24 protein-coding genes are annotated in these 23224 nt (G+C 46.1%); 20 read left to right on the top strand and 4 right to left on the bottom strand.

What is annotated here, in order from left to right:
• Positions 1 to 7 precede the first annotated feature (7 nt).
• Positions 8 to 2425 carry a phenylalanine--tRNA ligase subunit beta gene (gene pheT / locus BUA79_RS06160; RefSeq protein WP_073993494.1) on the top strand — a complete coding sequence of 806 codons (2418 nt, stop codon included), beginning with the start codon at positions 8 to 10 and terminating at the stop codon, positions 2423 to 2425.
• A 113-nt stretch (positions 2426 to 2538) separates the two neighbouring features.
• The gene (locus BUA79_RS06155) at positions 2539 to 4872 is read left to right on the top strand and encodes an HAD-IC family P-type ATPase (RefSeq protein WP_073993493.1); all 2334 of its coding nucleotides are present in this window, start codon (positions 2539 to 2541) and stop codon (positions 4870 to 4872) included.
• On the opposite strand, the gene ychF is transcribed toward BUA79_RS06155, so the two are convergent.
• Positions 4862 to 5950 (bottom strand): redox-regulated ATPase YchF, encoded by a 1089-nt coding sequence (gene ychF, locus BUA79_RS06150; protein ID WP_073993492.1) that lies wholly within the window; start codon positions 5948 to 5950, stop codon positions 4862 to 4864. The two genes, BUA79_RS06155 and ychF, sit on opposite strands and share 11 nt — an antisense overlap.
• Positions 5951 to 6097: 147 nt before the next feature.
• Between ychF and lgt the strand changes: the two genes are divergently transcribed.
• The 10 genes from lgt to ftsZ all read left to right on the top strand — a co-directional run bounded on the left by lgt (position 6098) and on the right by ftsZ (position 16364).
• Positions 6098 to 6964 (top strand): prolipoprotein diacylglyceryl transferase, encoded by an 867-nt coding sequence (lgt, locus tag BUA79_RS06145; protein WP_073993491.1) that lies wholly within the window; start codon positions 6098 to 6100, stop codon positions 6962 to 6964.
• A gap of 177 nt (positions 6965 to 7141) precedes the next feature.
• Entirely contained in the window at positions 7142 to 7573 is a 432-nt protein-coding gene (gene mraZ / locus BUA79_RS06140; protein WP_073993490.1) for a division/cell wall cluster transcriptional repressor MraZ, read from the top strand.
• A 22-nt stretch (positions 7574 to 7595) separates the two neighbouring features.
• Complete coding sequence (gene rsmH, locus BUA79_RS06135) at positions 7596 to 8537, top strand: 16S rRNA (cytosine(1402)-N(4))-methyltransferase RsmH (protein WP_073993489.1); 942 nt, start codon at positions 7596 to 7598, stop codon at positions 8535 to 8537.
• 4 nt (positions 8538 to 8541) lie between these two features.
• A complete protein-coding gene (locus BUA79_RS06130; RefSeq protein WP_073993488.1) occupies positions 8542 to 9006 on the top strand; it encodes a hypothetical protein in 465 nt (154 codons plus the stop codon).
• A gap of 13 nt (positions 9007 to 9019) precedes the next feature.
• Positions 9020 to 10810, top strand: a complete 1791-nt coding sequence (locus BUA79_RS06125; protein WP_073993487.1) for a peptidoglycan D,D-transpeptidase FtsI family protein — start codon at positions 9020 to 9022, stop codon at positions 10808 to 10810.
• Between the two features lie 83 nt (positions 10811 to 10893).
• A complete protein-coding gene (mraY, locus tag BUA79_RS06120; RefSeq protein ID WP_073993486.1) occupies positions 10894 to 11850 on the top strand; it encodes a phospho-N-acetylmuramoyl-pentapeptide-transferase in 957 nt (318 codons plus the stop codon).
• Between the two features lie 21 nt (positions 11851 to 11871).
• Positions 11872 to 13227, top strand: coding sequence for a UDP-N-acetylmuramoyl-L-alanine--D-glutamate ligase (gene murD, locus BUA79_RS06115; protein ID WP_073993485.1), 1356 nt, complete (start codon positions 11872 to 11874; stop codon positions 13225 to 13227).
• Positions 13228 to 13237: 10 nt separating this feature from the next.
• The gene (ftsW, locus tag BUA79_RS06110; RefSeq protein WP_073993550.1) at positions 13238 to 14356 is read left to right on the top strand and encodes a putative lipid II flippase FtsW; all 1119 of its coding nucleotides are present in this window, start codon (positions 13238 to 13240) and stop codon (positions 14354 to 14356) included.
• Between the two features lie 24 nt (positions 14357 to 14380).
• Complete coding sequence (locus BUA79_RS06105) at positions 14381 to 15091, top strand: cell division protein FtsQ/DivIB (protein WP_073993484.1); 711 nt, start codon at positions 14381 to 14383, stop codon at positions 15089 to 15091.
• Positions 15092 to 15206: 115 nt separating this feature from the next.
• On the top strand, positions 15207 to 16364 hold the full coding sequence (ftsZ, locus tag BUA79_RS06100) for a cell division protein FtsZ (RefSeq protein ID WP_073993483.1): 1158 nt from the start codon (positions 15207 to 15209) through the stop codon (positions 16362 to 16364).
• 8 nt (positions 16365 to 16372) lie between these two features.
• Here ftsZ and BUA79_RS06095 read toward each other — a convergent pair whose 3' ends face one another.
• Together BUA79_RS06095 and nrdR are read right to left on the bottom strand one after the other, a co-directional pair.
• Positions 16373 to 16885 (bottom strand): YqeG family HAD IIIA-type phosphatase, encoded by a 513-nt coding sequence (locus BUA79_RS06095; RefSeq protein ID WP_073993482.1) that lies wholly within the window; start codon positions 16883 to 16885, stop codon positions 16373 to 16375.
• 18 nt (positions 16886 to 16903) lie between these two features.
• A complete protein-coding gene (gene nrdR, locus BUA79_RS06090) occupies positions 16904 to 17374 on the bottom strand; it encodes a transcriptional regulator NrdR (RefSeq protein WP_073993481.1) in 471 nt (156 codons plus the stop codon).
• A 175-nt stretch (positions 17375 to 17549) separates the two neighbouring features.
• Here nrdR and efp point away from each other — a divergent pair, with 175 nt between their 5' ends.
• The 8 genes from efp to BUA79_RS06050 all read left to right on the top strand — a co-directional run bounded on the left by efp (position 17550) and on the right by BUA79_RS06050 (position 22837).
• Positions 17550 to 18107, top strand: a complete 558-nt coding sequence (gene efp / locus BUA79_RS06085) for an elongation factor P (RefSeq protein ID WP_073993480.1) — start codon at positions 17550 to 17552, stop codon at positions 18105 to 18107.
• Positions 18108 to 18311: 204 nt separating this feature from the next.
• A complete protein-coding gene (locus BUA79_RS06080) occupies positions 18312 to 19283 on the top strand; it encodes a DUF5688 family protein (RefSeq protein ID WP_073993479.1) in 972 nt (323 codons plus the stop codon).
• Between the two features lie 55 nt (positions 19284 to 19338).
• Positions 19339 to 19572 (top strand): hypothetical protein, encoded by a 234-nt coding sequence (locus BUA79_RS06075; RefSeq protein WP_073993478.1) that lies wholly within the window; start codon positions 19339 to 19341, stop codon positions 19570 to 19572.
• Positions 19573 to 19657: 85 nt separating this feature from the next.
• The gene (locus tag BUA79_RS06070; RefSeq protein ID WP_073993477.1) at positions 19658 to 20200 is read left to right on the top strand and encodes a biotin transporter BioY; all 543 of its coding nucleotides are present in this window, start codon (positions 19658 to 19660) and stop codon (positions 20198 to 20200) included.
• Positions 20178 to 21188 carry a biotin--[acetyl-CoA-carboxylase] ligase gene (locus BUA79_RS06065; protein WP_242941652.1) on the top strand — a complete coding sequence of 337 codons (1011 nt, stop codon included), beginning with the start codon at positions 20178 to 20180 and terminating at the stop codon, positions 21186 to 21188. Before BUA79_RS06070 ends, BUA79_RS06065 begins: the two co-directional genes overlap by 23 nt.
• 20 nt (positions 21189 to 21208) lie before the next feature.
• Entirely contained in the window at positions 21209 to 21574 is a 366-nt protein-coding gene (locus BUA79_RS06060; RefSeq protein ID WP_073993476.1) for a zinc ribbon domain-containing protein, read from the top strand.
• A gap of 71 nt (positions 21575 to 21645) precedes the next feature.
• Positions 21646 to 22653, top strand: a complete 1008-nt coding sequence (locus BUA79_RS06055) for an SPFH domain-containing protein (protein ID WP_073993475.1) — start codon at positions 21646 to 21648, stop codon at positions 22651 to 22653.
• Positions 22654 to 22657: 4 nt separating this feature from the next.
• Positions 22658 to 22837 carry a type II toxin-antitoxin system antitoxin gene (locus tag BUA79_RS06050; RefSeq protein WP_073993474.1) on the top strand — a complete coding sequence of 60 codons (180 nt, stop codon included), beginning with the start codon at positions 22658 to 22660 and terminating at the stop codon, positions 22835 to 22837.
• Positions 22838 to 22966: 129 nt separating this feature from the next.
• Here BUA79_RS06050 and BUA79_RS06045 read toward each other — a convergent pair.
• On the bottom strand, positions 22967 to 23224 hold a 258-nt coding region (locus tag BUA79_RS06045; protein WP_143147879.1), incomplete at its 5' end, for an IS3 family transposase.

Here is a 23224-nt window from a genome sequence, read left to right as displayed (position 1 = left end):
GAAGGAAATGAAAACACCTTTATCATGGATAAAAGCATATGTCCCGGATCTGTCTGTTACGAATCAGGAATATATGGACGCAATGACCCTGTCTGGCACCAAAGTGGAGGGATATACGGCCCTGGATGCGGACCTGGATAAAATAGTAGTAGGACAGCTGATTAAAATTGAGAGACATCCGGATGCAGATAAACTGGTAGTCTGTCAGGTGGACATCGGTGGAGAAACCATTCAGATAGTAACAGGAGCCCGGAACGTCAAGGAAGGACAGAAGGTACCAGTCGTGCTTGTGGGAGGCCGGGTTGCCGGAGGACATGACGGAAACACGGTGACTGGAGGCATAAAGATCAAAAAAGGCAAACTCAGAGGAGTGGAATCCTCCGGGATGCTCTGTTCCATTGAGGAGCTGGGCTCCACAAAAGAGATGTACCCGGATGCACCGGAGGATGGAATCTATATTCTGGGAGATGATACGAAGGTGGGGGAGGACGCTCTTGCACTGCTGGGACTCAGGGACTCCGTCTTTGAATACGAAGTGACTTCAAACCGGGTCGACTGCTTCGGTGTGCTGGGAATTGCCCGGGAAGCTGCCGCGACCTTTGGTAAGGAATTCATCCCTCCAGTCGTAGAGACGAAGGGGAATGCAGAGAATGTCAGGGATTATGTTTCCGTGGAAGTGCTGGACGGGGAATTATGCCCAAGATTCTGTGCAAGGATGGTCAAAAACATTAAAATAGGACCTTCCCCTGTATGGATGCAGAGAAGGCTGGCAGCAGCAGGCATCCGGCCAATCAACAACATCGTGGACATAACGAATTATGTCATGGAAGAATATGGACAGCCCATGCATGCTTATGATCTGGAGACTCTGGCCGGCAACCGGATTATAGTAAAAAGGGCACAGAACGGGGAAACCTTCCAGACTCTGGATGGGACCCTGAGGAATCTGGATGATGAAATGCTTATGATCTGTGACGGAGAAAAAGCTGTAGGCATCGCCGGAATCATGGGTGGTGAAAACTCAAAAATCCGCGATGATGTCAGTACGATTCTTTTTGAATCTGCCTGTTTTGACGGGACCAACGTGCGACGTTCCGGCAAGAGGCTGGGACTTCGGACCGACGCTTCCGGAAAATTTGAAAAGGGTCTGGATCCGCAGAATTGTCCGGCGGCACTGGACAGGGCATGTCAGCTGATTGAAGAACTGGGCGCGGGAGAAGTAGTGGGCGGCATGCTGGATGTGGATAACAGCATGCCCAAAAATACAAGGATCCCCTTTGATCCGGCGAAGATCAATGCCCTTTTGGGTACAGAAATCAGCACAGAGAAGATGCTTTCCTATCTGACACGCATCGACCTGGGATATGACAGCACCGTCCAGGAAATCCTGGTTCCTTCCTTCCGGCAGGACCTGGAGTGTATGGCAGATATCGCAGAAGAGGTTGCCAGATTCTATGGGTATGATAACATCCCAACTACCCTTCCGGGAGGGGAGACCACCGTGGGAAGGCTTTCCCGCAAGCTGCGCATCGAGGGAATCACCCGGAACGTAGCTGAGTACTGTGGGTTCAGCCAGGGAATGTGCTATTCCTTTGAAAGCCCGAAAGTATTCGATAAACTCGTGATTCCACAGGATTCAGACCTGCGCCGTCCGGTTGTGATTACTAATCCGCTTGGAGAAGATTACAGCATCATGAGGACCATATCTTTAAATGGAATACTCTCTTCCCTTGCGACCAATTATAACCAGAGGAACAAGGATGTCAGACTGTATGAGCTTGGGAATATTTATCTTCCAAAACAAATTCCGGTAACGGAGCTGCCACAGGAAAGAATGCAGCTTACCCTGGGTATGTACGGCAAAGGCGACTTCTTCGACCTGAAGGGCTTTGTGGAGGAGCTTCTGGAGAGGCTGGGCATGAATAAGAAGACTGTGTATAATCCAGAGGCCGGAAAGACCTTCCTGCATCCCAGAAAACAGGCTCTGGTACAGTATGATGGAGCAGTTATAGGATATCTGGGAGAAGTGCATCCGGAGGTCGCAGATAATTACGGCATAAAGGAAAGAACCTATGTGGCTGTGCTGGATATGCCGGAAATCTACGACAGGGCAAGCTTCGACAGAAAATATTCCGGTGTGGCAAAATACCCGGCCGTTACCAGGGATCTCAGCATGGTAGTGCCGAAAGAAATCTTTGTCAGCCGTATTGAAGAAGTGATTGAGAAGAGGGGCGGAAAACTTCTGGAAAGCTGTAAGCTCTTCGACATATACGAAGGATCCCAGATCAAGGAAAATTACAAATCTGTAGCGTATTCTGCCATATTCAGGGCGCAGGACAGGACCCTGGAGGATAAGGAAATTTCCGGGATTATGGAAAAAATAATAGAAGACCTGAAAGCTTTGGGAATCGAGCTGAGAGGATAAGATGAAGAAGAAGGGCCGGAAACGGGCCCTTCTTCTTTACCTTCCGAGGACAACAATATATGGACAATGTATTGGAAATCCACTAATATATAGGTATAAGGCGGGTGATATGAATGGACGAGGGGAAAAGGCCTGTGACGGGACTTTCTACAGAGGAAGTCAGGGACAGACAACGCAGAGGTCTGGTGAATGAGGAATCCGAGATAAGGACAAAGTCCATAAAACGGATTATTGCGGACAACCTGTTTACTTTATTTAATTTAATCAACGCTGTTTTGGTTGTCTGTATTTTCTGGGTGCATTCCTACAAAAACGCCCTCTTTTTCGGTGTGGTCCTCTGGAACGCCTTCATTGGGATCTTTCAGGGTGTAAAAGCCAAAAGAGTAATTGATAAGCTTTCCATTCTCTCAATCCCCAGGGTGAAGGTTCTCAGGGATGGAAGAGATATGGATCTGGAAATGCATGAGATCGTAATGGATGATATAATGCTGCTCAATGCCGGCAATCAGATTGTGGCAGACTGCATAATTGTGGAGGGCAGCTGTGAGGTAGATGAAAGCCTCCTCACAGGAGAGAGCATCCCCGTCTACAAGACAGAAGGCGAAGAGCTCCTTTCCGGCAGCTTCATAATTTCCGGAAATGTAAAAGCTTCCGTAATCCATCTGGGAAAAGACAATTATGCCATTAAGATCACCCAGGCGGCCAAATACATTAAAAAGCCGAATTCGGAGATCATGCTGTCCACCAGAAGGATGATAAAGATCATCACCGTCATCCTTATACCTGTGGCCCTTATCCTGGCTTATAAACAGCTGTTCATGATAGGGCAGGAAACAAGGACGGCAGTTGTCAGCGTCGTAGCGGCAATTGCCAGTATGATTCCAAGTGGGTTCATCCTGCTGACCACCATTGTGTTGGAAATCAGCGCAGTCAGGCTGGCGGGTCACAATACCCTTGCCCAGGATCTGTACTGTACCGAAATTCTTGCCAGAGTGGATATGCTCTGTCTGGACAAGACCGGAACCATTACGGAGGGAACCCTGGAGCTGGAGGATGTGGTTTCCCTGGACGGCAGCAGTCCCGAAGAGCTGGCATATTTCATCAGTGCATATATCAATGGCCTGGAAGATGCGAATCCGACGTTTCAGGCTATCAAGGCAAGGTATCCTGGCAGGTCAGCTTTGGAGCTGGCGGAAGTCATACCTTTCTCCTCCTACAACAAGTGGAGCCTTGCATCGTATAAGGAGCTTGGAAGCCTTATCCTGGGAGCTCCGGAATACGTCCTTCCCGGGGAGCAGATTGACGGGATCGGGGAATTTCTGGATGAGGGGTACCGCGTCCTTCTTTTTGCCAGATCCGATAATTTTCCGGAAAACAGGTGTCTTCCCATTGGCATCCGTCCGGTGGCAGTTCTCCTGCTCACGGATACGCTCAAAAAGGATGTAAAAGAAACCCTGGATTATTTTGAACACCAGGGAGTCACCATAAAGATAATTTCGGGTGATAATCCGTTGACCGTATCCCATGTGGCAAAAAGAGCGGGAGTGAAGGGGTGGGAACAGTATATTGACGCCTCCACTCTGCAGACCACGGAAGAGACTGCGGCGGCTGCTCTTCTCTATACAGTGTACGGCAGGGTAAGCCCCCAGCAGAAGTTTGAGCTGGTCAGGGCCTTGAAGGATGCAGGATATACGGTTGCCATGACCGGAGATGGGGTGAATGACGTGCTCGCCCTGAAGGAAGCGGACTGCAGTATCGCTATGCAGAGCGGAAGTGATGCCGCCAGAAACACTTCCCAGCTTGTACTGCTGGATTCCAATTTTTCCTCCATGCCACTGATTGTGGAGGAAGGAAGGCGATCAATAAACAATCTGCAGAGGTCGGCATCCCTGTACCTTATTAAGACAATGTACTCGGCCATACTGGCTGTTTTTTTCGTATTTGCCAGCCTGAAGTATCCCTTTGAACCAATCCAGATGACGCTTATTGGCACACTGACTATAGGAGTCCCGTCCTTTTTCCTGGCGTTAGAAAAAAACACTGCCAGAGTAAAAAAGCATTTCCTGCGAAATGTTTTTAAACTGGCAGTGCCTGGTGGAATTCTGGTGGCGGCCAATGTGCTGGCTGCCTTGACGGTGTGTCATTACGCGGAAGCCACCCACGCGCAGACGGGAACCATGTGTACAATCAGTGCAGCCATTGCATCCCTGATCATGCTGTTTTATATCAGTTCTCCTCTGAGACCGATGCGGGGAGTACTTCTGGCTGTACTGGCTGCGGGTGCCATCGTGGCCCTGACAGCCCTCGGTTTTCTTTTTGACATCGTATCATTAACCAGCTATTTATACTGGAAGGTTCTCCAGTTTGGCATCATAAGCTTTATGCTTTACGGAATATACGTCTTTATTATCCGGAGGATAAAGGCATCTGCGCAGACTAAACGTTAAAGCGGAATAGGATTACGTCGCCGTCTTTTACTACATAGTCTTTTCCTTCTACACCAACAAGACCTTTTTCCTTGGCTGCTGCATACGAGCCGCAGTCCAGCAGATTCTGGAAATTCACTACTTCAGCACGGATAAATCCACGTTCAAAATCGCTGTGGATTTTGCCGGCAGCTCCGGGAGCCTTGGTCCCCTGCGTGATGGTCCAGGCCCTGGTCTCTTTGGGACCTGCAGTCAGGTAGCTGATCAGGCCCAGTATGTGGTAGCTGGCCCGTATCAGCTTGTCCAGACCGGATTCTTCCATGCCGAGATCTTCTAAAAACATGGATTTTTCGTCATCATCCAGTTCGGAGATTTCCGCTTCGATTTTCGCGCAGATGACGAAAACCTCGCTGCCGTTCTGGGAAGCGTAATCACGGACTGTTTTGACATAATCATTTTCCTGGAGTATATCCTCCTCCGAAACATTGGCTGCAAATATAACCGGTTTGTCGGTCAGAAGATTACAGGAGCGGAGCAGCGCTGTTTCTTCCTCGTCCTCGGTTTCGAAGGTTTTGGCAAGATTTCCGTTCTCCAGATGTTCCTTTACCCGTTTAAGGAGGTTGTTTTCTTTGGCCGCGGTTTTATCGTTGTTGGCGCTTTTGGAAGTTCTGGAAATCCTGCGCTCCAGAATATCAATATCGGAAAAAATAAGCTCCAGGTTGATGGTTTCGATGTCCCTTATCGGGTCTACGCTTCCGTCTACATGGACAACATTCACGTCTTCGAAGCATCGGACCACATGGACGATGGCATCCACTTCCCGGATGTTGGAGAGAAACTGATTTCCCAGCCCTTCTCCTTTGGAGGCACCTTTGACCAGACCTGCAATATCCACAAACTCGATAACGGCAGGCAGTATCTTTTCAGAATTATATATGGCAGCAAGCTGGCTCAGCCTTTTGTCCGGTACGGGGACGACGCCCACGTTGGGATCAATGGTGCAGAATGGGTAATTGGCCGATTCTGCACCGGCCTTTGTCAATGAGTTAAATAAAGTACTTTTACCAACGTTCGGTAAACCGACTATTCCAAGTTTCATCTATATATCCTCAATTCTATTTTTCTTTTTGTTTTCTTTTTGCACAAGATAGTGTAGCATAGAATGAGAATAAATAAAAGAGATAGTATTTGATTTTTAAGGACGGATTATGTAGAATTAACTGATTGAACAACAGGAGGCATAACTATGACCAATGATATAAGTATTAATTTTATCAATTTGGGGATCGTAATCCGGAATTTGGGGAAAAGCCTGAATCTGTTCGGATTTGAGATTGCTTACTATGGAATGATTATTGCTCTGGCCATGATCGTCGGGATAGGGGTCGCGGTGATTTTTGCCAGAAAGACCGGACAGGATCCGAATCTTTACCTGGATTTTGCCATATATATGGTCATCTTCAGTATAATCGGAGCCAGGTTATATTATGTGATTTTTGAGTGGAAATATTATGCGGCTAATCCGTTGGAAATACTCAACCTGAGGGGAGGCGGCCTGGCGATATACGGAGGCATCATCGCAGCGGTCATTACCTGTTATGTATTTGCGAGAATAAAAAAAGCCTCTTTCTGGAAAATGGTGGACACAGCCTGCCTGGGGCTGGTCGTGGGACAGAGCATCGGCAGGTGGGGCAACTTCTTTAACCGGGAAGCCTATGGCGGATTTACGGATAATCTGTTTGCCATGCAGATAAAGCTGGAAGAGGCCGGAGGCGTGGTGACCCAGGAACTGCGGGATAAGATCGTGATAAACAACGGGGTGGAATATATCCAGGTGCATCCCACGTTTCTGTATGAATCGCTCTGGAACATCGGTGTATTCATTCTTATCCTCCTGTTCAGGAGATTCCAGAAGTATGACGGCGAAATATTCACCTGGTATGTGTTCGGGTACGCTCTGGGCAGGTTTTGGATTGAAGGCCTCCGGACGGATCAGCTGATTGCTCCGGTTATCAACCTGCCAGTGTCACAGCTTTTGTCGGCGCTTCTGGCTGTTGCGGCAGCGGTATTCTGGATTTACAAACGGAATAAATTAAAAAAAAGAACGGCATAATAAGAGGCACTGCCGCCTGGCCCATGACGGGCAGGCGGCAGTGTCTTTTTTTGTGCATTCAAATTGTGTTTTTACTTGATATTTGCTATGTGATGATGTAATATTAACTCATAAGTGGTAAAAAGTGGTAGATTGTGGAGCGTTGTGGGAGATTTTTACACTAAGGGGAAACGTTGCATGTTCATGGGAGAGTATAATCACACAATTGATATAAAAGGAAGATTGATTATCCCGTCTAAATTCAGGGAAGTCCTGGGTGACGAATTTGTGGTCACGAAGGGTCTGGACGGGTGCCTTTTTGTGTTCGCTAATCCGGAATGGCATGTTTTTGAAGAAAAACTGAAGGTCTTGCCGCTTACCAATAAAGATGCGAGAAAATTCACAAGGTTTTTCCTTGCGGGAGCCGCTTCGGTGGAGGTGGACAAGCAGGGAAGGATTCTCCTTCCAGGCGTTCTCCGGGAATTTGCCGAACTGGAAAAAGATGTGGTCCTGGTGGGAGTGGCAAACCGGATTGAAATCTGGAACAGGGAAAAATGGGAAGAGAATACGGCATTTGATGATATGGATGATATTGCGGAACACATGTCAGACCTCGGACTCGGCATATAGCTTTAACTAAGAGGAGGAACACATGAATTTTGAACATATATCAGTTATGCTGAAAGAAACGGTGGATGGGTTAAACGTCAGGCCGGGAGGCATCTATGTGGATGGCACTCTGGGAGGGGCAGGTCATTCTTTTGAAATCTGCACACGTCTGAACGGCCAGGGAAGACTCATCGGAATCGACCAGGATGAAGCCGCTATAGAGACCGCCACGGAAAAGCTGAAGGATTTCAAAGACATTGTCACCATCGTACGGGACAATTATGCAAATATAAGAAAAGTACTGGAAGGACTCGGCATCAGCCAGGTGGACGGAATAATGCTGGATCTGGGCGTATCCTCCTTTCAGATAGACACGGCAGACAGAGGGTTTACCTACAGGGAAGATGCCCCTCTGGACATGAGGATGGATCAGCGGAGCTCCCTGACTGCCAGGGATGTAGTGAATGATTATGATGAGATGGAGATCTACCGGATCATAAGGGATTACGGAGAAGATAAGTTTGCAAAGAATATTGCCAAACATATCATTAGGGCAAGAAATGAAAAGCCGGTGGAAACGACCGGAGAACTCATTGAAATCATCAAAGCGGCCATTCCAATGAAAATACGGGCAACCGGAGGCCATCCTGCCAAGAAGACCTTCCAGGCAATCCGGATAGAGGTCAATAGCGAACTTCAGGTATTGAAGGACTCTATTGACGATATGATCGATCTCCTCGCTCCGGGCGGAAGATTATGCATCATTACTTTCCATTCGTTAGAAGACAGAATTGTAAAAACCAAGTTCAGATATAATGAAAATCCTTGTGACTGCCCGCCGGATTTCCCGGTGTGCGTATGCGGTAAAAAATCAAAGGGAAAAGTTATAACCAGGAAACCGATTCTTCCGGATGAAGAAGAAATCAGTGGCAATAAGAGGTCGAAAAGTTCAAAACTTAGAATATTTGAAAGAACGGGGGAGTAACAGAATGAGCAGAAACAGTCAGGCGGGCCAATTGTACGTATATGGGAATGCTGTTCGTAAGGAAGAGTCGATTCCACAGAGAATTCCCAGACAATTTCAGGAACCACCCAGAAGAAATCCAAACGTCAGGAAAAACCGCAATAAGGCATTAAGCATGAATGCCCCATACGTGGTGTTTCTGGCAGCAGCTGTTTTTGCGTGTCTGACTATGTGTGTCGGATATATTATGATCCGGACAGAAAACATGCGCCTTTCGAACGATATCACTTCACTGAAGCAGCAGATAGAAGCGGTATCGACCCAGAATGATGCCCTGGATTATTCCATCAACAGCTTTATCGACGTGAACAATATCATAAAAGTTGCGACGGAAGAACTTGGAATGGTAAAATCATCCAAGGACAATATTAAACTATATGATGGGACAGAGAGAGAATACATGAATCAGTACGCTGAAATTCCACAGTAAAACAGAGGTAGTTATGGCTAAAAAAAAGAAGTCGGAAAAAATATTCTCAAGGCGTATGAAGCAGAAACTGGTTGCTGTTTTTGTAATTCTGATCCTCATGCTTTTTGCCTTAAACGTCAGACTGTCCTATATAAATATGAAAAATGGGGACAAGTATACCATACAGGTTCTTGCCCAGCAGAAATATACCAACAAGACATTAGCCTTTAAAAGGGGCGATATCCTGGACAGAAACGGGGTTGCCCTGGCGACGAGCACGAAACGTTACAACCTGATATTGGATCCGAAAATAATATTAAGCGATGAAAAATATCTGGAGGCTACGGTGGAAGCTTTAGCCTCTTGTTTTTCATATTCCAAGGAAGAATTTACTGATGTGATAAAAAGCAAAAGCGACAGCAGCTATGTAATCCAGCTGAAGCAGCTGACCTTTGAAGAAATCAAGGGATTTCAACAGATGCAGTCGGATAATGCTTCCATACAGGGAGTCTGGTTCGAGGAAACCTATGTAAGGCAATATCCTTATGCAAGTCTGGCTGGAGATGTGATTGGATTTGCCAGCTCATCCGACAGCGGCGCAACTGGTCTGGAAGCATACTACAATGATTATCTCACAGGAATCAACGGCAGGGAGTTTGGCTACACCAATACGGATAATTTCATGGAAAGTGTCATCAAAGAGCCGGTAGACGGATACAACCTGGTGAGCACCATTGACTTCAACATTCAGACAATCGTGGAAAAATATATTGCCCAGTATAAAGCGGAATATTCACCTGAAAATATTGCTGTGGTCATAGCCGATCCTGACACGGGAGAAATACTGGCCATGGCTTCGGACAAACAAAGTGACCTGAACAATCCCAGGGACCTGGCTGCCTATTATACCCCGGAGCAGATTGCCGCCATGACGGATGAGCAGAAGGTGGAATCCATGAATGCCATCTGGCAGAATTACTGCATCAGCAGCAGCTATGAACCTGGATCCACCTTTAAGCCTTTTACGGTGTCTGCAGCACTGGAAGAGTCATTGGTCACTCCAGCCAGCACTTTTCTGTGTGACGGCGGAGAATGGAAGGGCGGCTGGCAGATCAGCTGCTGGAAAACCAGCGGGCACGGGGTACTGGATCTGAAGGGTACATTGGAGCAATCCTGCAATGATTCTCTGATGCAGATTGCCGTCCTTCTGGGACCGGATAAATTCTGTAAATTCCAGAAGATGTTCGGATTCGGAGAAAACACGGGCATTGACCTTCCGAGCGAACAGAGTTCTGCAGCGCTATTATATGCGGCGAAAGACATGACCGAGGCCGATCTGGCGAGCAACTCCTTCGGACAGAACTTCAACGTTTCGATGGTCCAGATGGTATCCGCCTTTTCCTCACTGGTTAACGGTGGAAATTATTATCAGCCGCATGTGGTGAAACAGGTATCTGATGAAAATGGAAATATCGTGGAAAATATAGATAAAACCCTGGTAAAGCAGACCGTGTCCCCAGAAGTTTCCGATTTCATAAGGGAAGCCCTGCTAGGGGTTGTGGTGGAAGGTACCGGTTCCGCTGCCGCCGTTGCAGGATATCAGGTGGGAGGAAAGACCGGAACGGCGGAAAAACAGCCCAGGGGACAGAATAAATATGTGTTGTCCTTTCTGGGGTTTGCTCCCTACGATGACCCGCAGGTGGTATGCTACACCCTCGTGGATTCACCGCAGGTCGACAACCCATCCAGCAGCGCCTATGCATCCGCACTCTTCAGCCAAATTATGACGGAAGTATTGCCTTATATGGATATATATCCTCAATAAGGGAATTTGATTGTTGAATAATGAGGTCAGACGTACTATACTATTATGGCTGATTTATCAAATTTACAGACAGGAGGATCATCATGGATAATAATGTCATAATAACCGTCATTATCTCATTTCTAATCAGTGCGGTCCTATGCCCGATTATCATACCTTTTTTGAAAAGATTGAAATTCGGACAATTTGTCAGGGAAGACGGTCCCCAGGAACACCTGAAGAAATCCGGGACACCCACCATGGGCGGACTTATATTTCTGGCTGCCATCATCATAACCCTGCCTTTTTTTGTAAGGGAGGCAACAAAAATAATTCCGGTTCTGATTCTCACATTGGGACTTGGCCTGATAGGATTTCTGGATGACTACATCAAGGTTGTGAAGAAGAGATCAATGGGATTGCGGGCATGGCAGAAAATGGCGGGTCAGCTCGTTGTGACAGGTATTTTCGCCTACTATATCCTATATGTTACAAAAATCGGAACAGAAATGCTGATTCCTTTCACGGGGGGCAGACATGTAGACCTGGGCTGGTGGTTTATCCCGGTACTGTTCATAGTCGTACTGGGAACTGCCAACGGATCAAATTTCACGGATGGCCTGGATGGACTTGAATCCAGTGTGACAGCGGTCATTGCAGGATTTATAACCATAGTATCGGCCGCAAACGGAGCAGGTATCGAGGTGTTGGGGGCGGCCGTAGTAGGAAGCCTTCTTGGCTTTTTGACATGCAACGTATATCCGGCTAAAATCTTCATGGGGGATACAGGATCACTGGCTTTGGGAGGTTTTGTGGCAGGCTCGGCCTATATGCTGCAGATGCCCTTTATCATCGTAATCATCGCCTTTATCTATCTGGCAGAAGTGATTTCTGTGATGATGCAGGTGACATATTTCAAGATTACAGGCGGAAAAAGAATATTTAAAATGGCGCCAATACACCACCATTTTGAGCTGTGCGGCTGGTCCGAGACAAAGGTGGTAGGCATATTTACCATACTCACGATAATACTCTGTCTGCTGGCTTATGTCGCGATATAAATTATCAGCAGGAGGATTGCAATGGATTTCATAGGTAAGACCTTTATTATAGCAGGTATGGGTGTGAGCGGTCAGGGAGCGGTTTCCCTGCTGAAAAGGGAAGACGTGAACCTGGTCTTGTTTGACGCCAACGAAAGGCTGGATAAAGAAGAATTCAGGAAAAGAATGGGGCTGGATGACGGAACCCCGATATATCTGGGAGAATTCCCCCGTCATGAACTGGATCTGGCGGATTACCTGGTCTTAAGCCCGGGAATATCCGTAGAGACGGAATTTGTCCGGGAAGCTGAAAAAGCCGGAGTTTTGATAACGGGTGAAATAGAACTGGCTTTTCAATTCAATAAAGGCCGTTTGATTGCCATCACGGGCACCAACGGGAAAACTACCACGACAGCACTTACAGGTGCGATAATGAAGGAACAGCAGGAGCAGGTATTTGTTGTGGGAAATATAGGTACCTCCTTTGCGGGGGCTGTCTTAAATACAACCAGGGATAGCGTTACCGTAGCTGAAATCAGCAGCTTCCAGCTGGAAACGGCTGACACATTCAGACCGGATGTCAGCGGGGTGCTCAATGTTACGCCGGACCATCTGGACCGCCACCACACGATGGAAAAGTATCTGGAAACCAAAATGAAGATTGCCGCAAACCAGGGAAAAGAAGACGTATGCGTACTGAATTATGAGGATGAACGGCTCAGAAACTATGCCCCCCGACTTGACTGCCAGATTATATTTTTCAGCAGCGGACATGAACTGCAGGACGGAATTTATCTGGACGAGGATAAAATCATCATAAGACGTGGAGGGGAAAAGGTAGTTTTTTGCAGGACGGGTGAACTGAATCTACTGGGAAAACACAACTACGAAAATGTAATGGCGGCAATTGCCTTGACGATGGCCACAGGTGTTCCTCTGGACGTCATCCGCAGTGCGGTACTCCGTTTTAAGAGCGTGGAGCACAGAATCGAATATGTTGCCACAAAAGGCGGGGTAGCCTACTATAACGACTCCAAAGGAACCAATACGGATGCGGCCATTAAGGCAATCCATGCCATGCCGGGCAGGACAGTGCTGATTGCCGGCGGCTATGATAAGGGAGCCGTGTATGACGAATGGGTGGAGGCTTTTGGAGACAAAGTCACCTGCCTGATACTGATGGGAGCTACAAGGGATAAGATTGCCCGCACGGCAAAAGAATTCGGTCATACCAACATACTCTTTGTGGAATCCATGGAAGAGGCAGTAAAGGCAGCATCAAAGGAAGCGGTATCCGGTGAATTCGTGCTTCTGTCCCCTGCCTGTGCGAGCTGGGGTATGTTTAAAAACTACGAAGAACGTGGGCGGATTTTTAAGGATTGCGTAAACAGGATATAGAAGGGTGGGCATTGCCTTGAAATCAGGAAAAAAAAAGAATAAGAATTATTTTGACTACAGTCTCCTGTTTATAGTGATATTTCTGCTGTGTTTTGGGCTTGTTATGCTTTACAGTACAAGCTCATACAATGCACAGATTAAGACAGGTTCGTCGTTTTTTTATCTGATTAAGCAGGCAAAGGCGACCTTCCTCGGACTTGTTGTGATGCTTGTTATTGCAAGAATCGATTATCATTTTTGGAAACGGATTGCTATACCGGCCTATTTTATTAGTATGCTGGCCATTTTATTGGTGCTTACTCCTTTAGGTATTGAAAGCAACGGAGCCAGAAGGTGGATCGGCATCGCGGGACAGTCCATACAGCCCGCGGAAATAGCCAAGCTTGCCCTGATACTTTTTTTTGCGTATATCATAAGTAAGAATCCAGGGCAGATCAGGAAGTTTTCAAATCTGGTGAAGGTTCTGCTGCTGTCAGTTCCTGTGGTCGCACTGATTGCGGGAGTGACCTCCAACCTTAGCTCAGCCATTATTATATTGGGTATTGCAATTGTCATGCTTTTTGTGGCAAGTCCAAAATATTCCCATTTTGTCGCCATGGGACTGGCTGCTTTTGCAGGCATGGGACTTTTTGTTTTACTGGAAAGCTACAGGCTGGATCGTATAAAGGTATGGCTGAATCCTGAGAAATATTCCCTTGAAGGAGGATATCAGGTTTTGCAGGGACTGTATGCCATTGGCTCCGGGGGCCTTTTCGGCAAGGGGCTGGGGCAGAGCCTGCAGAAACTTGGATTTGTACCAGAGGCGCAGAATGACATGATATTCACCATAATTTGTGAAGAGCTGGGACTGTTTGGAGCAGTCTGCGTTATACTCATGTTTTTGTTCATGCTCTGGAGGTTCATGATCATTGCAAACAATGCCCCGGACCTGTTCGGGTCTCTGCTTGTCGTTGGAATCATGGCCCACATTTCCCTTCAGGTAATCCTGAATATAGCCGTGGTAACAAATTCAATTCCAAACACGGGAATCACACTTCCGTTTATATCTTACGGTGGAACCTCCATCCTGTTTCTCCTCGGGGAAATGGGACTGGCACTGTCGGTGTCCCGCAGCATTCAGTCGGAATAAAAGGCTAAAAGAGGAGTTGAGGCGATGAAAAAGGTGAAGTTTATATTCATACCTGTTTTAATTATACTGATTGCCGTCGGGCTCCTGTTTGTCGTGTTCACCGTTAAGGATATCGAAGTGAGTGGATCCGATATCTACACGAAGGAAGAAATCCAGAGTTATGTTATTGAGGACGCATACGATTGCCACACGCTGTATTTCTGGCTTAAATCCCGTTTTTCCAAACAGGTGGATATTCCGTTTATTGAGAGATATGATGTTGCTCTGACCTCTCTGAATACGGTGCGCATTTCTCTGGAGCCTAAAGACATTTCCGGGTGTCTGAAATATATGGGAAGCTATATTTATTTTGATAAAAAAGGGGTGGTGCAGGAAACGAGTGAAGAGCTGTTGGAGGGAGTTCCATTTATTACGGGACTGGATCTGAAATATATCGTGGTGGATAAAAAACTGCCTATCGAAGAAAACAGGACACTGGATCTGCTGGTGAATACGGCCGTCCTGACAGGGTATTATGGAGTGAAGGCGGAGGAGATTCATCTGGTGCCGCCGGATGAAGTCCTCATACGGATTGGAAACGTCAGAGTTGAACTTGGTACAAAGAAGAATCTGGAAGAAAAAATCTCTGATTTGAGTGATTTTTATGCACAGCTGGATGGATTGTCAGGAACACTTGACATGAGAAAATACAATGAGAGCAAAACAGGGTATACATTCCGCAAAGAAACGGAGTGAATTGTCAAATATGTGTTGATTAATTGCCCTTTTAAATATATTATATAAGGGATAGAAGTTTTTTGAAATAGTCGGACTTGAGAGTTATTAAATAGATATAAAGGAGGATATACCTTTGCTTGAAATTAGAACGAATGAACCGGAAGCAGCTGCAAAAATCATTGTTGTAGGTGTTGGGGGAGCCGGTAATAATGCTGTTAACAGAATGATAGATGAAAATATTGCAGGTGTCGAGTTCTGTGGTGTTAATACCGACAGGCAGGCATTGACTTTATGTAAATCCCCGCTGACCCTTCAGATAGGTGAAAAGCTGACCAGAGGCCTCGGTGCCGGAGCACAGCCTGAAGTTGGAGAAAAGGCTGCAGAGGAAAATATCGATGAAATGACGAAAATCCTGGAAGGATCCGACATGGTCTTCATTACATGTGGAATGGGCGGAGGAACGGGAACGGGTGCGGCACCGGTCATTGCCAAAATTGCAAAAGATATGGGTATCCTTACGGTAGGGGTTGTTACCAAACCTTTCCGTTTTGAGGCTAAGACAAGAATGAACAATGCAGTTGAAGGAATAGAAAGACTCAAGGAAAACGTGGATACACTGATTGTAATCCCCAATGACAAGCTTCTTGAAATCGTGGACAGACGAACAACTATGCCGGAAGCCCTGAAAAAAGCAGACGAAGTACTGCAGCAGGCGGTGCAGGGTATTACGGATCTGATCAATCTTCCTGCCCTGATTAACCTGGATTTTGCGGATGTCAAGACAGTTATGAAGGATAAAGGCATTGCACATATCGGCATCGGGTCTGCTAAAGGCGATGACAAAGCCAGTGAGGCTGTAGGAATGGCGGTTACCAGTCCGCTTCTCGAGACGACTATACAGGGGGCGACTCATGTAATCATAAACATTTCAGGCGATATCAGTCTGATGGAAGCCAATGAAGCGGCAAGTTATGTACAGGAGCTGGCTGGAGATGATGCAAACATCATTTTCGGTGCAAGATATGACGATACATATCCGGATGAATGCTCAATCACAGTTATTGCCACAGGCCTGGAAGAATCCAGAAGACAGGGCGGTTTCGCTTCAAACTTCAGCTACCAGTCAAAACAGCCAGGTGCGAAGGTTCAGAAAACTACACCGATCCCTCCGGCCGGACAGGCTTCTCATCCGAAAATGAACATTAAGGAACTGAAGGTGAAGGAACCGAGGAGCAGGGTAGAAGAAAAAGAACTGAAGATTCCGGAATTTTTAAAAAGAGAACATAAATAAGAAATATATCAGATGGTTTCCATTCGGAAACCATCTTTTTTGTATCGATGCAGAACAATTTTTTCAAAAATCCTTTTGAAGACAATCTGAATTTCTTCCTTAGGGCCGATTGGTTTCACGAGAATGGAATACATTTTGGTGCGGTTTGCTCCATAAATGTCAGTGAACAGCTGATCGCCAATGAAGACGGAACTGCTCAGGCCTGTACCCATGATATACATGGCTTCCACGAAGCCGTCCGTGGAAGGTTTGTGCGCATTGATAATGCAGGGTGACCCAACAGCCTCGGCAAAAGGGGCCACGCGGTAGTTCTTGTTATTGGAAATCAGACAGGTTTTAAAACCCAGCTTGTGGAGATATCTGAAGAGGGAAATTACGGACTCGTTTGCAGGTGCTCCATGCTTGACAAGGGTATTGTCTATGTCGAATACCAGTCCCCGGCATCCAGCTTCGTATAATTTTTTATAATCAATGATGTACGCAGAAGCGTAATATTTTTTTGGATAAAATTTTTCCAACATCAGTCTGTCCTTTCGAAATCAGTGGTTTTCTGTGGGGGTGCCGTTCAGGAGCTTTTTTAACTCTCCCATGAAAGTATTGACGTCCTTGAATTCCCGGTAGACAGAGGCGAACCGGACGTAAGCGACCTCATCGATGTCCCTGAGTTTATCCATTACAATCTCACCAATGACGGTTGAAGGAATTTCCTTGATTTCCAGATTGAAAATTTCGGTTTCCACATCATTGACCAGGTCGTCAATCTGCTTTGCGGAAATCGGCCGTTTATGGCAGGCCATCAATACGCCTTTTTCAATCTTGCTCTTATCATAAGGTACCCGGTTATTATCCTTCTTTATGACGATCAGAGGGATTGAATCAATCTTTTCGTAGGTAGTGAAGCGTTTGCCGCATGATTCGCATTGTCTTCTGCGTTTGATGGAATTTTCCTCTTCGACAGGCCTTGAATCGATAACTTTGGTGTTTTCGTTGTTGCAATACGGACATTTCAAATCAGAACCTCCTATTTTCAATAAATTCAATATATGTTTCATTATAGTTAAAATTATTATCCGGGTCAAGAATAAAAAATAGTTGAAAAAAGGAAGGCTATAGTATAAACTGTATAAAGAAAATTGCGTACAAAACGCGGAGCAAGTCAGCTTCATAACAAGGAGGAAAACCATAATGATTCAAGCAGGAGAATTTAGAAACGGAATGACCATAGAGTATGATAATAACATTTATCAAATTATAGAATTTCAGCATGTAAAACCTGGAAAGGGTGCGGCGTTCGTAAGGACAAAAATGAGAAACATCAAGAATGGCGGCGTGACCGAGACTACATTCAGGCCACAGGAGAAATTCGAACCGGCTATCATCTCCAGAACAGATATGCAGTACCTGTATTCCGACGGAGAACTATACTTTTTCATGGACACAGCAAGTTTTGAACAGATCGCAATCAGTTCTGACACAATCGGCGATGCCCTAAAGTTTGTGAAAGAAAACGAAATGGTCAAGGTTTGTGCCCACAATGGCAAAGTGTATTCCGTGGAGCCACCGCTGTTCGTTGAACTGGAGATTACGGATACAGAACCCGGATTCAAAGGAAATACTGCACAGGGAGCTACAAAACCAGCCATAGTAGAAACCGGAGCTACAGTGTATGTGCCTCTCTTTGTGGAGCAGGGCGAAAAAATTAAGATTGATACAAGATCCGGCGAATATTTAAACAGAGTATAATAATAAAACTACGACTGCAGCCCTTATAAGCTGCAGTTTTTTTGGCTTGACAAAGCTGTTTCCAGTAAGGTATATTTGTAACATATTCTTATCAATTCTTTGTTTTCAAGACGTTCGTCGTCAAAATCTCACCTGTGATTATGTTAATTGAATATCTATGTTTATAACCTTTTTTGGGTTAAATAAATATTAGGAGGGCAATACATGAATTATGAACAGTTTCAAGGTTATGTGAAAGAAAACGTGACCCGGGTTTTGGGAGAGGAGTGCAGGGTAATAATCCGGAAAGTGCTCAAGAATAACGATGTGGAGCTGGACGGACTGACCATCTATGAAAACGGCAGTATTATATCTCCCACAATTTATCTGAATGAGTACTACGAGGAGTACGGGCAGGGGAGGCCGCCGGGGAATATCATTGCGGAGATCCTTGATCTATATGATGTCCACAAGGACAAGATGGATTTTGATGTAGATATATTTAAAGACTTCGATAAGGTCAAAGATAAAATCGTATATAAGCTGATAAATGCGGTCCAGAACAATAAGCTCCTTTCGGATGTGCCGTTCATACCCCTGCTGGATCTGGCCGTCGTATTCTACTATATTTTTGACAGTACGGAAAGTGGAAATTCAACAGCTATGATTCATAATTCCCACCTGGAACTCTGGAATGCGCAGGTGGAAGACCTGTATGAGGCGGCCGTCAGGAACACGCCGGACATACTGGAATACGACCTGAGGAATATGGATGAAATCATCAGAGAGATGCTTGTCGCAGATGTCTGGAACAGTACGGAGGAGAACGAGGAATTCTGGTCTGACGCCCCTTATGACAGAGCAGAGGTGGAGAAGGCCGCCGCCGATATGATCAGCGACATTCGTGACCATTCTATACAGATGTATGTGCTCACAAACAAGCATCGGATGAACGGGGCGGCCTGCATTCTCTATGACGGAGTTCTGCAGGAGTTTGCAAGTAACAAAGGGAATGACCTATATATTCTCCCGAGCAGCATTCATGAAGTCATCCTGGTGCCTGCCGGGGATGATGTCACCAAAGAACAGCTTGACTCCATGGTCTGTGAAGTGAACCAGTCCGATGTGGAGGATGGCGATATACTTTCTGATCATGTCTATATCTACCGGAGAGATACCGGCAGAATCTGTATGTAACCACTGTTTTTTTACCAGGAATGGTATATAATAGAAAAAAACAGGAGGAACAATCATGCTAAATCCAGCAAAACTCATCAAACTAAAACATGCCTGGGATGTATTTTCAGACAACCATCCCAAATTCCCCAAATTCATACAGGCCGTCGGTAGAAAAGCGGTCGAAGAGGGCACCGTTATTGAAATCAACGTGACCACAACATCAGGAGAAACCCTGAGCTCAAATCTGAAATTGACGAAGTCGGACGAGGATCTGTTTGTAGAACTGGCGGAACTGTTAAAAAAATGATTGTCACCAAAATTATTCATTAAGTTGACAATCGTCTCTTTTTGCTTTATCATTGCTTCAACTTAAAGTAAAAGGAGACGATAGTATGAATGTTTCAGAAAAAATTGTTTATGTTGCTCTATGTGTGGCCCTGATTACAATCTGTTCATGGATTTCCCTGCCTTTCGCAATACCATTTACACTGCAGACTTTTGCGGTTTTTGTAACGGCAGGCCTGATGGGTGTAAGAAAAGGGGTGCTTTCCATTTTGGTCTATATACTGCTTGGTGCGGTCGGAGTGCCTGTTTTTGCCGGATTCAGAGCTGGATTTGGCGTACTGGCTGGCAACACCGGAGGATATCTGATAGGTTTTGTTTTTTCTGTTATCGTGACTGCCGGAATAATTCGTGCATTTGGAAGGAAAGTGACGGTTATGGCTCTGGCCATGGTTGCCGGACTGCTAGTCTGCTATGCCTTCGGCACGGCCTGGTTCATGTATTTCTATGCGGCATCGGCAGGCACAATCGGATTGTTCACAGCATTATCCTGGTGTGTGTTTCCATTCATCATACCGGATTTGATCAAGATTGCCATCGCAATCGTCGTAGTCAGGAGGGTTTCACAGAATGTCAGGATTCCAGTCAGATAAGGGAATGCAGCCAAACCTGAAAGAGGGTGTGCTGGCCCTTTTGGAAAACGGAAAAGGACAGGACATTTCCGGAAGCGAGATGGCCGAGCGTCTCCATGTCAGCAGAAATGCCATCTGGAAGGCTATCAAGCAGCTGAAGGAAGAAGGCTACCAAATCGAAGCCGCCACCAATCGTGGCTACTGTCTCCATTCGGACAACAATATCGTGTCCGCCCAGGGGATATACAAATATCTTACTGTGGACATTCCGGGGATAGAAGTACACAAGACCACAGTATCCACAAATACGATCCTAAGGGAAAAGGCGGAAGAAAACAGCCCGGAGGGGACGGTGGTGATTGCGGAAGAGCAGACCGGAGGCCGGGGTCGGATGGGAAGAGTGTTTTTTTCTCCCGCAGAGACAGGTCTTTACATGAGTATACTGCTGCGTCCCCAGCTGGCAGTGTCAGAGGCTCTGAACATTACTACCTGTGCAGCAGTCGCCGTTGCGGAAGCCATCGAAATGAACACAGGGATAGAGGCACAGATCAAATGGGTGAATGATATATACTGCGGTAATAAGAAAGTATGCGGCATATTGACGGAAGCCTCCTTTGACATGGAGAATATGGGAATAAATTATGCGATTCTCGGGATTGGAATCAATGTGTTTCAGCCGCGGAATGCATTCCCCGATGAAATCAGGGATGTGGCAGATGCCCTGCTGAATAAGGAGGATAACCATGAGGACTTCCGTAATCGGCTGGCAGCGCAAGTGCTGAACCGGTTCATGAAATATTATGATAATATAAATGACAGAAAATTGCTGGAAGAATATAAGCGTCGATCTCTCCTGCTGGGCAGGGAAATTAACATCCTGAGTAAAGAGGGAACACAGAAGGCGACGGCTCTTGATATCGATGAACAGTTTCGTCTGAAGGTATTGATGCAGGACGGGACGACAAAATTTCTTTCTTCCGGGGAAGTCAGCGTACGGAGTGTTACATAAGGGTACGGAGGAGGATTCAGATGTTTTTTATAATGGGTGTCAGCCAGGCGGAGAAGAAACTGGATTTTGACCAGATGGTAATATGCCGGTGCTGCGGAAAATACGGACACATGGAAGTGTTTGTGGCTTATTCTTATTTCATGCTGTTCTTCATTCCGGTTTTCAAGTGGAACCGGCGCTACTTCCTCAGGATGAGCTGCTGCGGATCGTCAAGTGAACTGGATCCCGAATTGGGAAGGTCCATCGAGAAGGGGGAAGTAGTCTCCCTGAATGAGGATGTGCTTGGGTCCAGCTGCAGGCAGAAATGCGGGAAGCGTTGCCCAAAGTGTGGATTTAGCACAAACGAAAATTATCAGTTTTGTCCCAAATGCGGCAGTCCAATTTAAATATTGACATACGGAATCAATGTGATATCATTATAATATCACATTGATTTTGATTTAAGGAGGATTCAACTATGAACGAAAAATATTCGCAAGAGAAGCAGCTGAAAGCCGGGAATGGCATGGCGGTACTGATTCTGGGGATTCTGCTGGTTCTGGTGTCAATAGCCCTGATTATCGTAGGAGCGATTCTGCTGGAAACCGGCACAACCGTTGCCGGTACCATCCTGCTTGTTGTGGGGATTGTGCTGGTATGTTCCTGCTGGATTCCTTTCCTGGGGCTTAAAATCCTTAAACCGCAGGAAGCACTGGTGCTGACCCTCTTCGGGAAGTACATCGGAACACTGAGAGGAGAAGGCTTCTTCTTCGTGAATCCATTCGTGGTTGCGGTGAATCCGACGGTCGAAAGCGCACTGACAGTCATGTTGGAAGAGCAGAGTACTGCAAATGCCGCACATAAAAGGCAAGGTGCCCAAAAACAGTTTCCTGCAAAAAAAATCATATCCCTCAAGAAAATGACACTGAACAACAACAGGCAGAAGGTCAATGATGAACTGGGGAACCCGGTTGAAATCGGAATCGTGGTTATCTGGAGGGTCGTCAATACCGCGAAGGCGGTGTTTAATGTTGATAATTATAAGGATTTTCTGTCCATTCAGTGCGATTCTTCCCTAAGGAACATTGCCAGGCTCTATCCCTACGATGTGGCTCCCGGTGGCGAGGAGATGACGCTCAGGGGAAGCAGCCAGGAGGTCGCAGAAAAACTGAAGGCGGAAATCCAGTCCAGAGTCGAAATCGCCGGTCTGGAAATTATGGAAGCAAGAATCACCCATCTGGCATACGCCCCGGAAATAGCCGCAGTAATGCTTCAGAGGCAGCAGGCATCGGCCATTATTGATGCCAGAAAAATGATTGTAGAAGGGGCTGTGGGCATGGTCGAGATGGCTCTTGAAAAATTAAGCCAGAATGGGGTGGTCAACTTGGACGAGGAGAGGAAGGCAGCGATGGTCAGCAATCTTCTGGTCGTGCTGTGCGGCAACAGGGATGCGCAGCCGATAGTCAACAGTGGCTCGATCTATTAATAGTATGGATAAAAATGAGAAAGATAAAAAGCAGGTCCTGCTCCGTCTTTCACCCACCCTGTGGCGGGAAATTGCATCTTGGGCGGAAGACGACTTCCGGTCGATAAACGGGCAGATTGAATACCTGCTGACAGAATGTGTCCGTAAAAGAAAAAAAGGGAATATGGATGAAAACGGGGAATAAAAAAACGGCGCATCTTCGTCAATGTCATTTAGATAAGAATGACTAAAGAGTAGAGTATGTAGAAAATGATGTGACCCCAATAAGTTAGACTTTATAGCGTAGTAGCTTTTTAGCTGCTACGCTATTTCTTTATGCAGCCAAGAGGTTGAGTCTGTATTCTACTGGACTCATCCATCCTAGTTTCTCCTTGATTCTTTGTTCGTTATAATATTTTATGTATTTTTCTATCGTCTCTTTCAATTCTTCGTAGCTGTAAAAAACTGCACCATAATACATTTCCTGTTTCATGATTCCAAAGAAGTTTTCCATTACAGAATTATCGTGACAATTTCCTTTTCTGGACATACTCTGAAAAACTCTATTTTCTTTAAGTGTATAAACATATGC

The organism is Parasporobacterium paucivorans DSM 15970 (assembly GCF_900141895.1).
In the GTDB taxonomy this organism is placed as follows: Bacteria; Bacillota; Clostridia; order Lachnospirales; family Lachnospiraceae; genus Parasporobacterium; species Parasporobacterium paucivorans.
The sequence above is the reverse complement of the archived record's forward strand: the minus strand, read 5'-3'. Positions and strand labels throughout refer to the sequence as shown.

Bases quoted from the DNA above. Each gene is read 5' to 3' on its own strand.
- murD (WP_073993485.1), top strand. From the start codon at position 11,872: ATGGATTTCATAGGTAAGACCTTTATTATAGCAGGTATGGGTGTGAGC.
- BUA79_RS06070 (WP_073993477.1), top strand. From the start codon at position 19,658: ATGAATGTTTCAGAAAAAATTGTTTATGTTGCTCTATGTGTGGCCCTG.
- BUA79_RS06060 (WP_073993476.1), top strand. From the start codon at position 21,209: ATGTTTTTTATAATGGGTGTCAGCCAGGCGGAGAAGAAACTGGATTTT.
- rsmH (WP_073993489.1), top strand. From the start codon at position 7,596: ATGAATTTTGAACATATATCAGTTATGCTGAAAGAAACGGTGGATGGG.
- ychF (WP_073993492.1), bottom strand. From the start codon at position 5,950: ATGAAACTTGGAATAGTCGGTTTACCGAACGTTGGTAAAAGTACTTTA.
- mraZ (WP_073993490.1), top strand. From the start codon at position 7,142: ATGTTCATGGGAGAGTATAATCACACAATTGATATAAAAGGAAGATTG.
- BUA79_RS06095 (WP_073993482.1), bottom strand. From the start codon at position 16,885: ATGTTGGAAAAATTTTATCCAAAAAAATATTACGCTTCTGCGTACATC.
- BUA79_RS06065 (WP_242941652.1), top strand. From the start codon at position 20,178: ATGTCAGGATTCCAGTCAGATAAGGGAATGCAGCCAAACCTGAAAGAG.
- lgt (WP_073993491.1), top strand. From the start codon at position 6,098: ATGACCAATGATATAAGTATTAATTTTATCAATTTGGGGATCGTAATC.
- pheT (WP_073993494.1), top strand. From the start codon at position 8: ATGAAAACACCTTTATCATGGATAAAAGCATATGTCCCGGATCTGTCT.
- BUA79_RS06075 (WP_073993478.1), top strand. From the start codon at position 19,339: ATGCTAAATCCAGCAAAACTCATCAAACTAAAACATGCCTGGGATGTA.
- BUA79_RS06080 (WP_073993479.1), top strand. From the start codon at position 18,312: ATGAATTATGAACAGTTTCAAGGTTATGTGAAAGAAAACGTGACCCGG.
- BUA79_RS06155 (WP_073993493.1), top strand. From the start codon at position 2,539: ATGGACGAGGGGAAAAGGCCTGTGACGGGACTTTCTACAGAGGAAGTC.
- BUA79_RS06050 (WP_073993474.1), top strand. From the start codon at position 22,658: ATGGATAAAAATGAGAAAGATAAAAAGCAGGTCCTGCTCCGTCTTTCA.
- BUA79_RS06055 (WP_073993475.1), top strand. From the start codon at position 21,646: ATGAACGAAAAATATTCGCAAGAGAAGCAGCTGAAAGCCGGGAATGGC.
- mraY (WP_073993486.1), top strand. From the start codon at position 10,894: ATGGATAATAATGTCATAATAACCGTCATTATCTCATTTCTAATCAGT.
- BUA79_RS06130 (WP_073993488.1), top strand. From the start codon at position 8,542: ATGAGCAGAAACAGTCAGGCGGGCCAATTGTACGTATATGGGAATGCT.
- efp (WP_073993480.1), top strand. From the start codon at position 17,550: ATGATTCAAGCAGGAGAATTTAGAAACGGAATGACCATAGAGTATGAT.
- BUA79_RS06105 (WP_073993484.1), top strand. From the start codon at position 14,381: ATGAAAAAGGTGAAGTTTATATTCATACCTGTTTTAATTATACTGATT.
- BUA79_RS06125 (WP_073993487.1), top strand. From the start codon at position 9,020: ATGGCTAAAAAAAAGAAGTCGGAAAAAATATTCTCAAGGCGTATGAAG.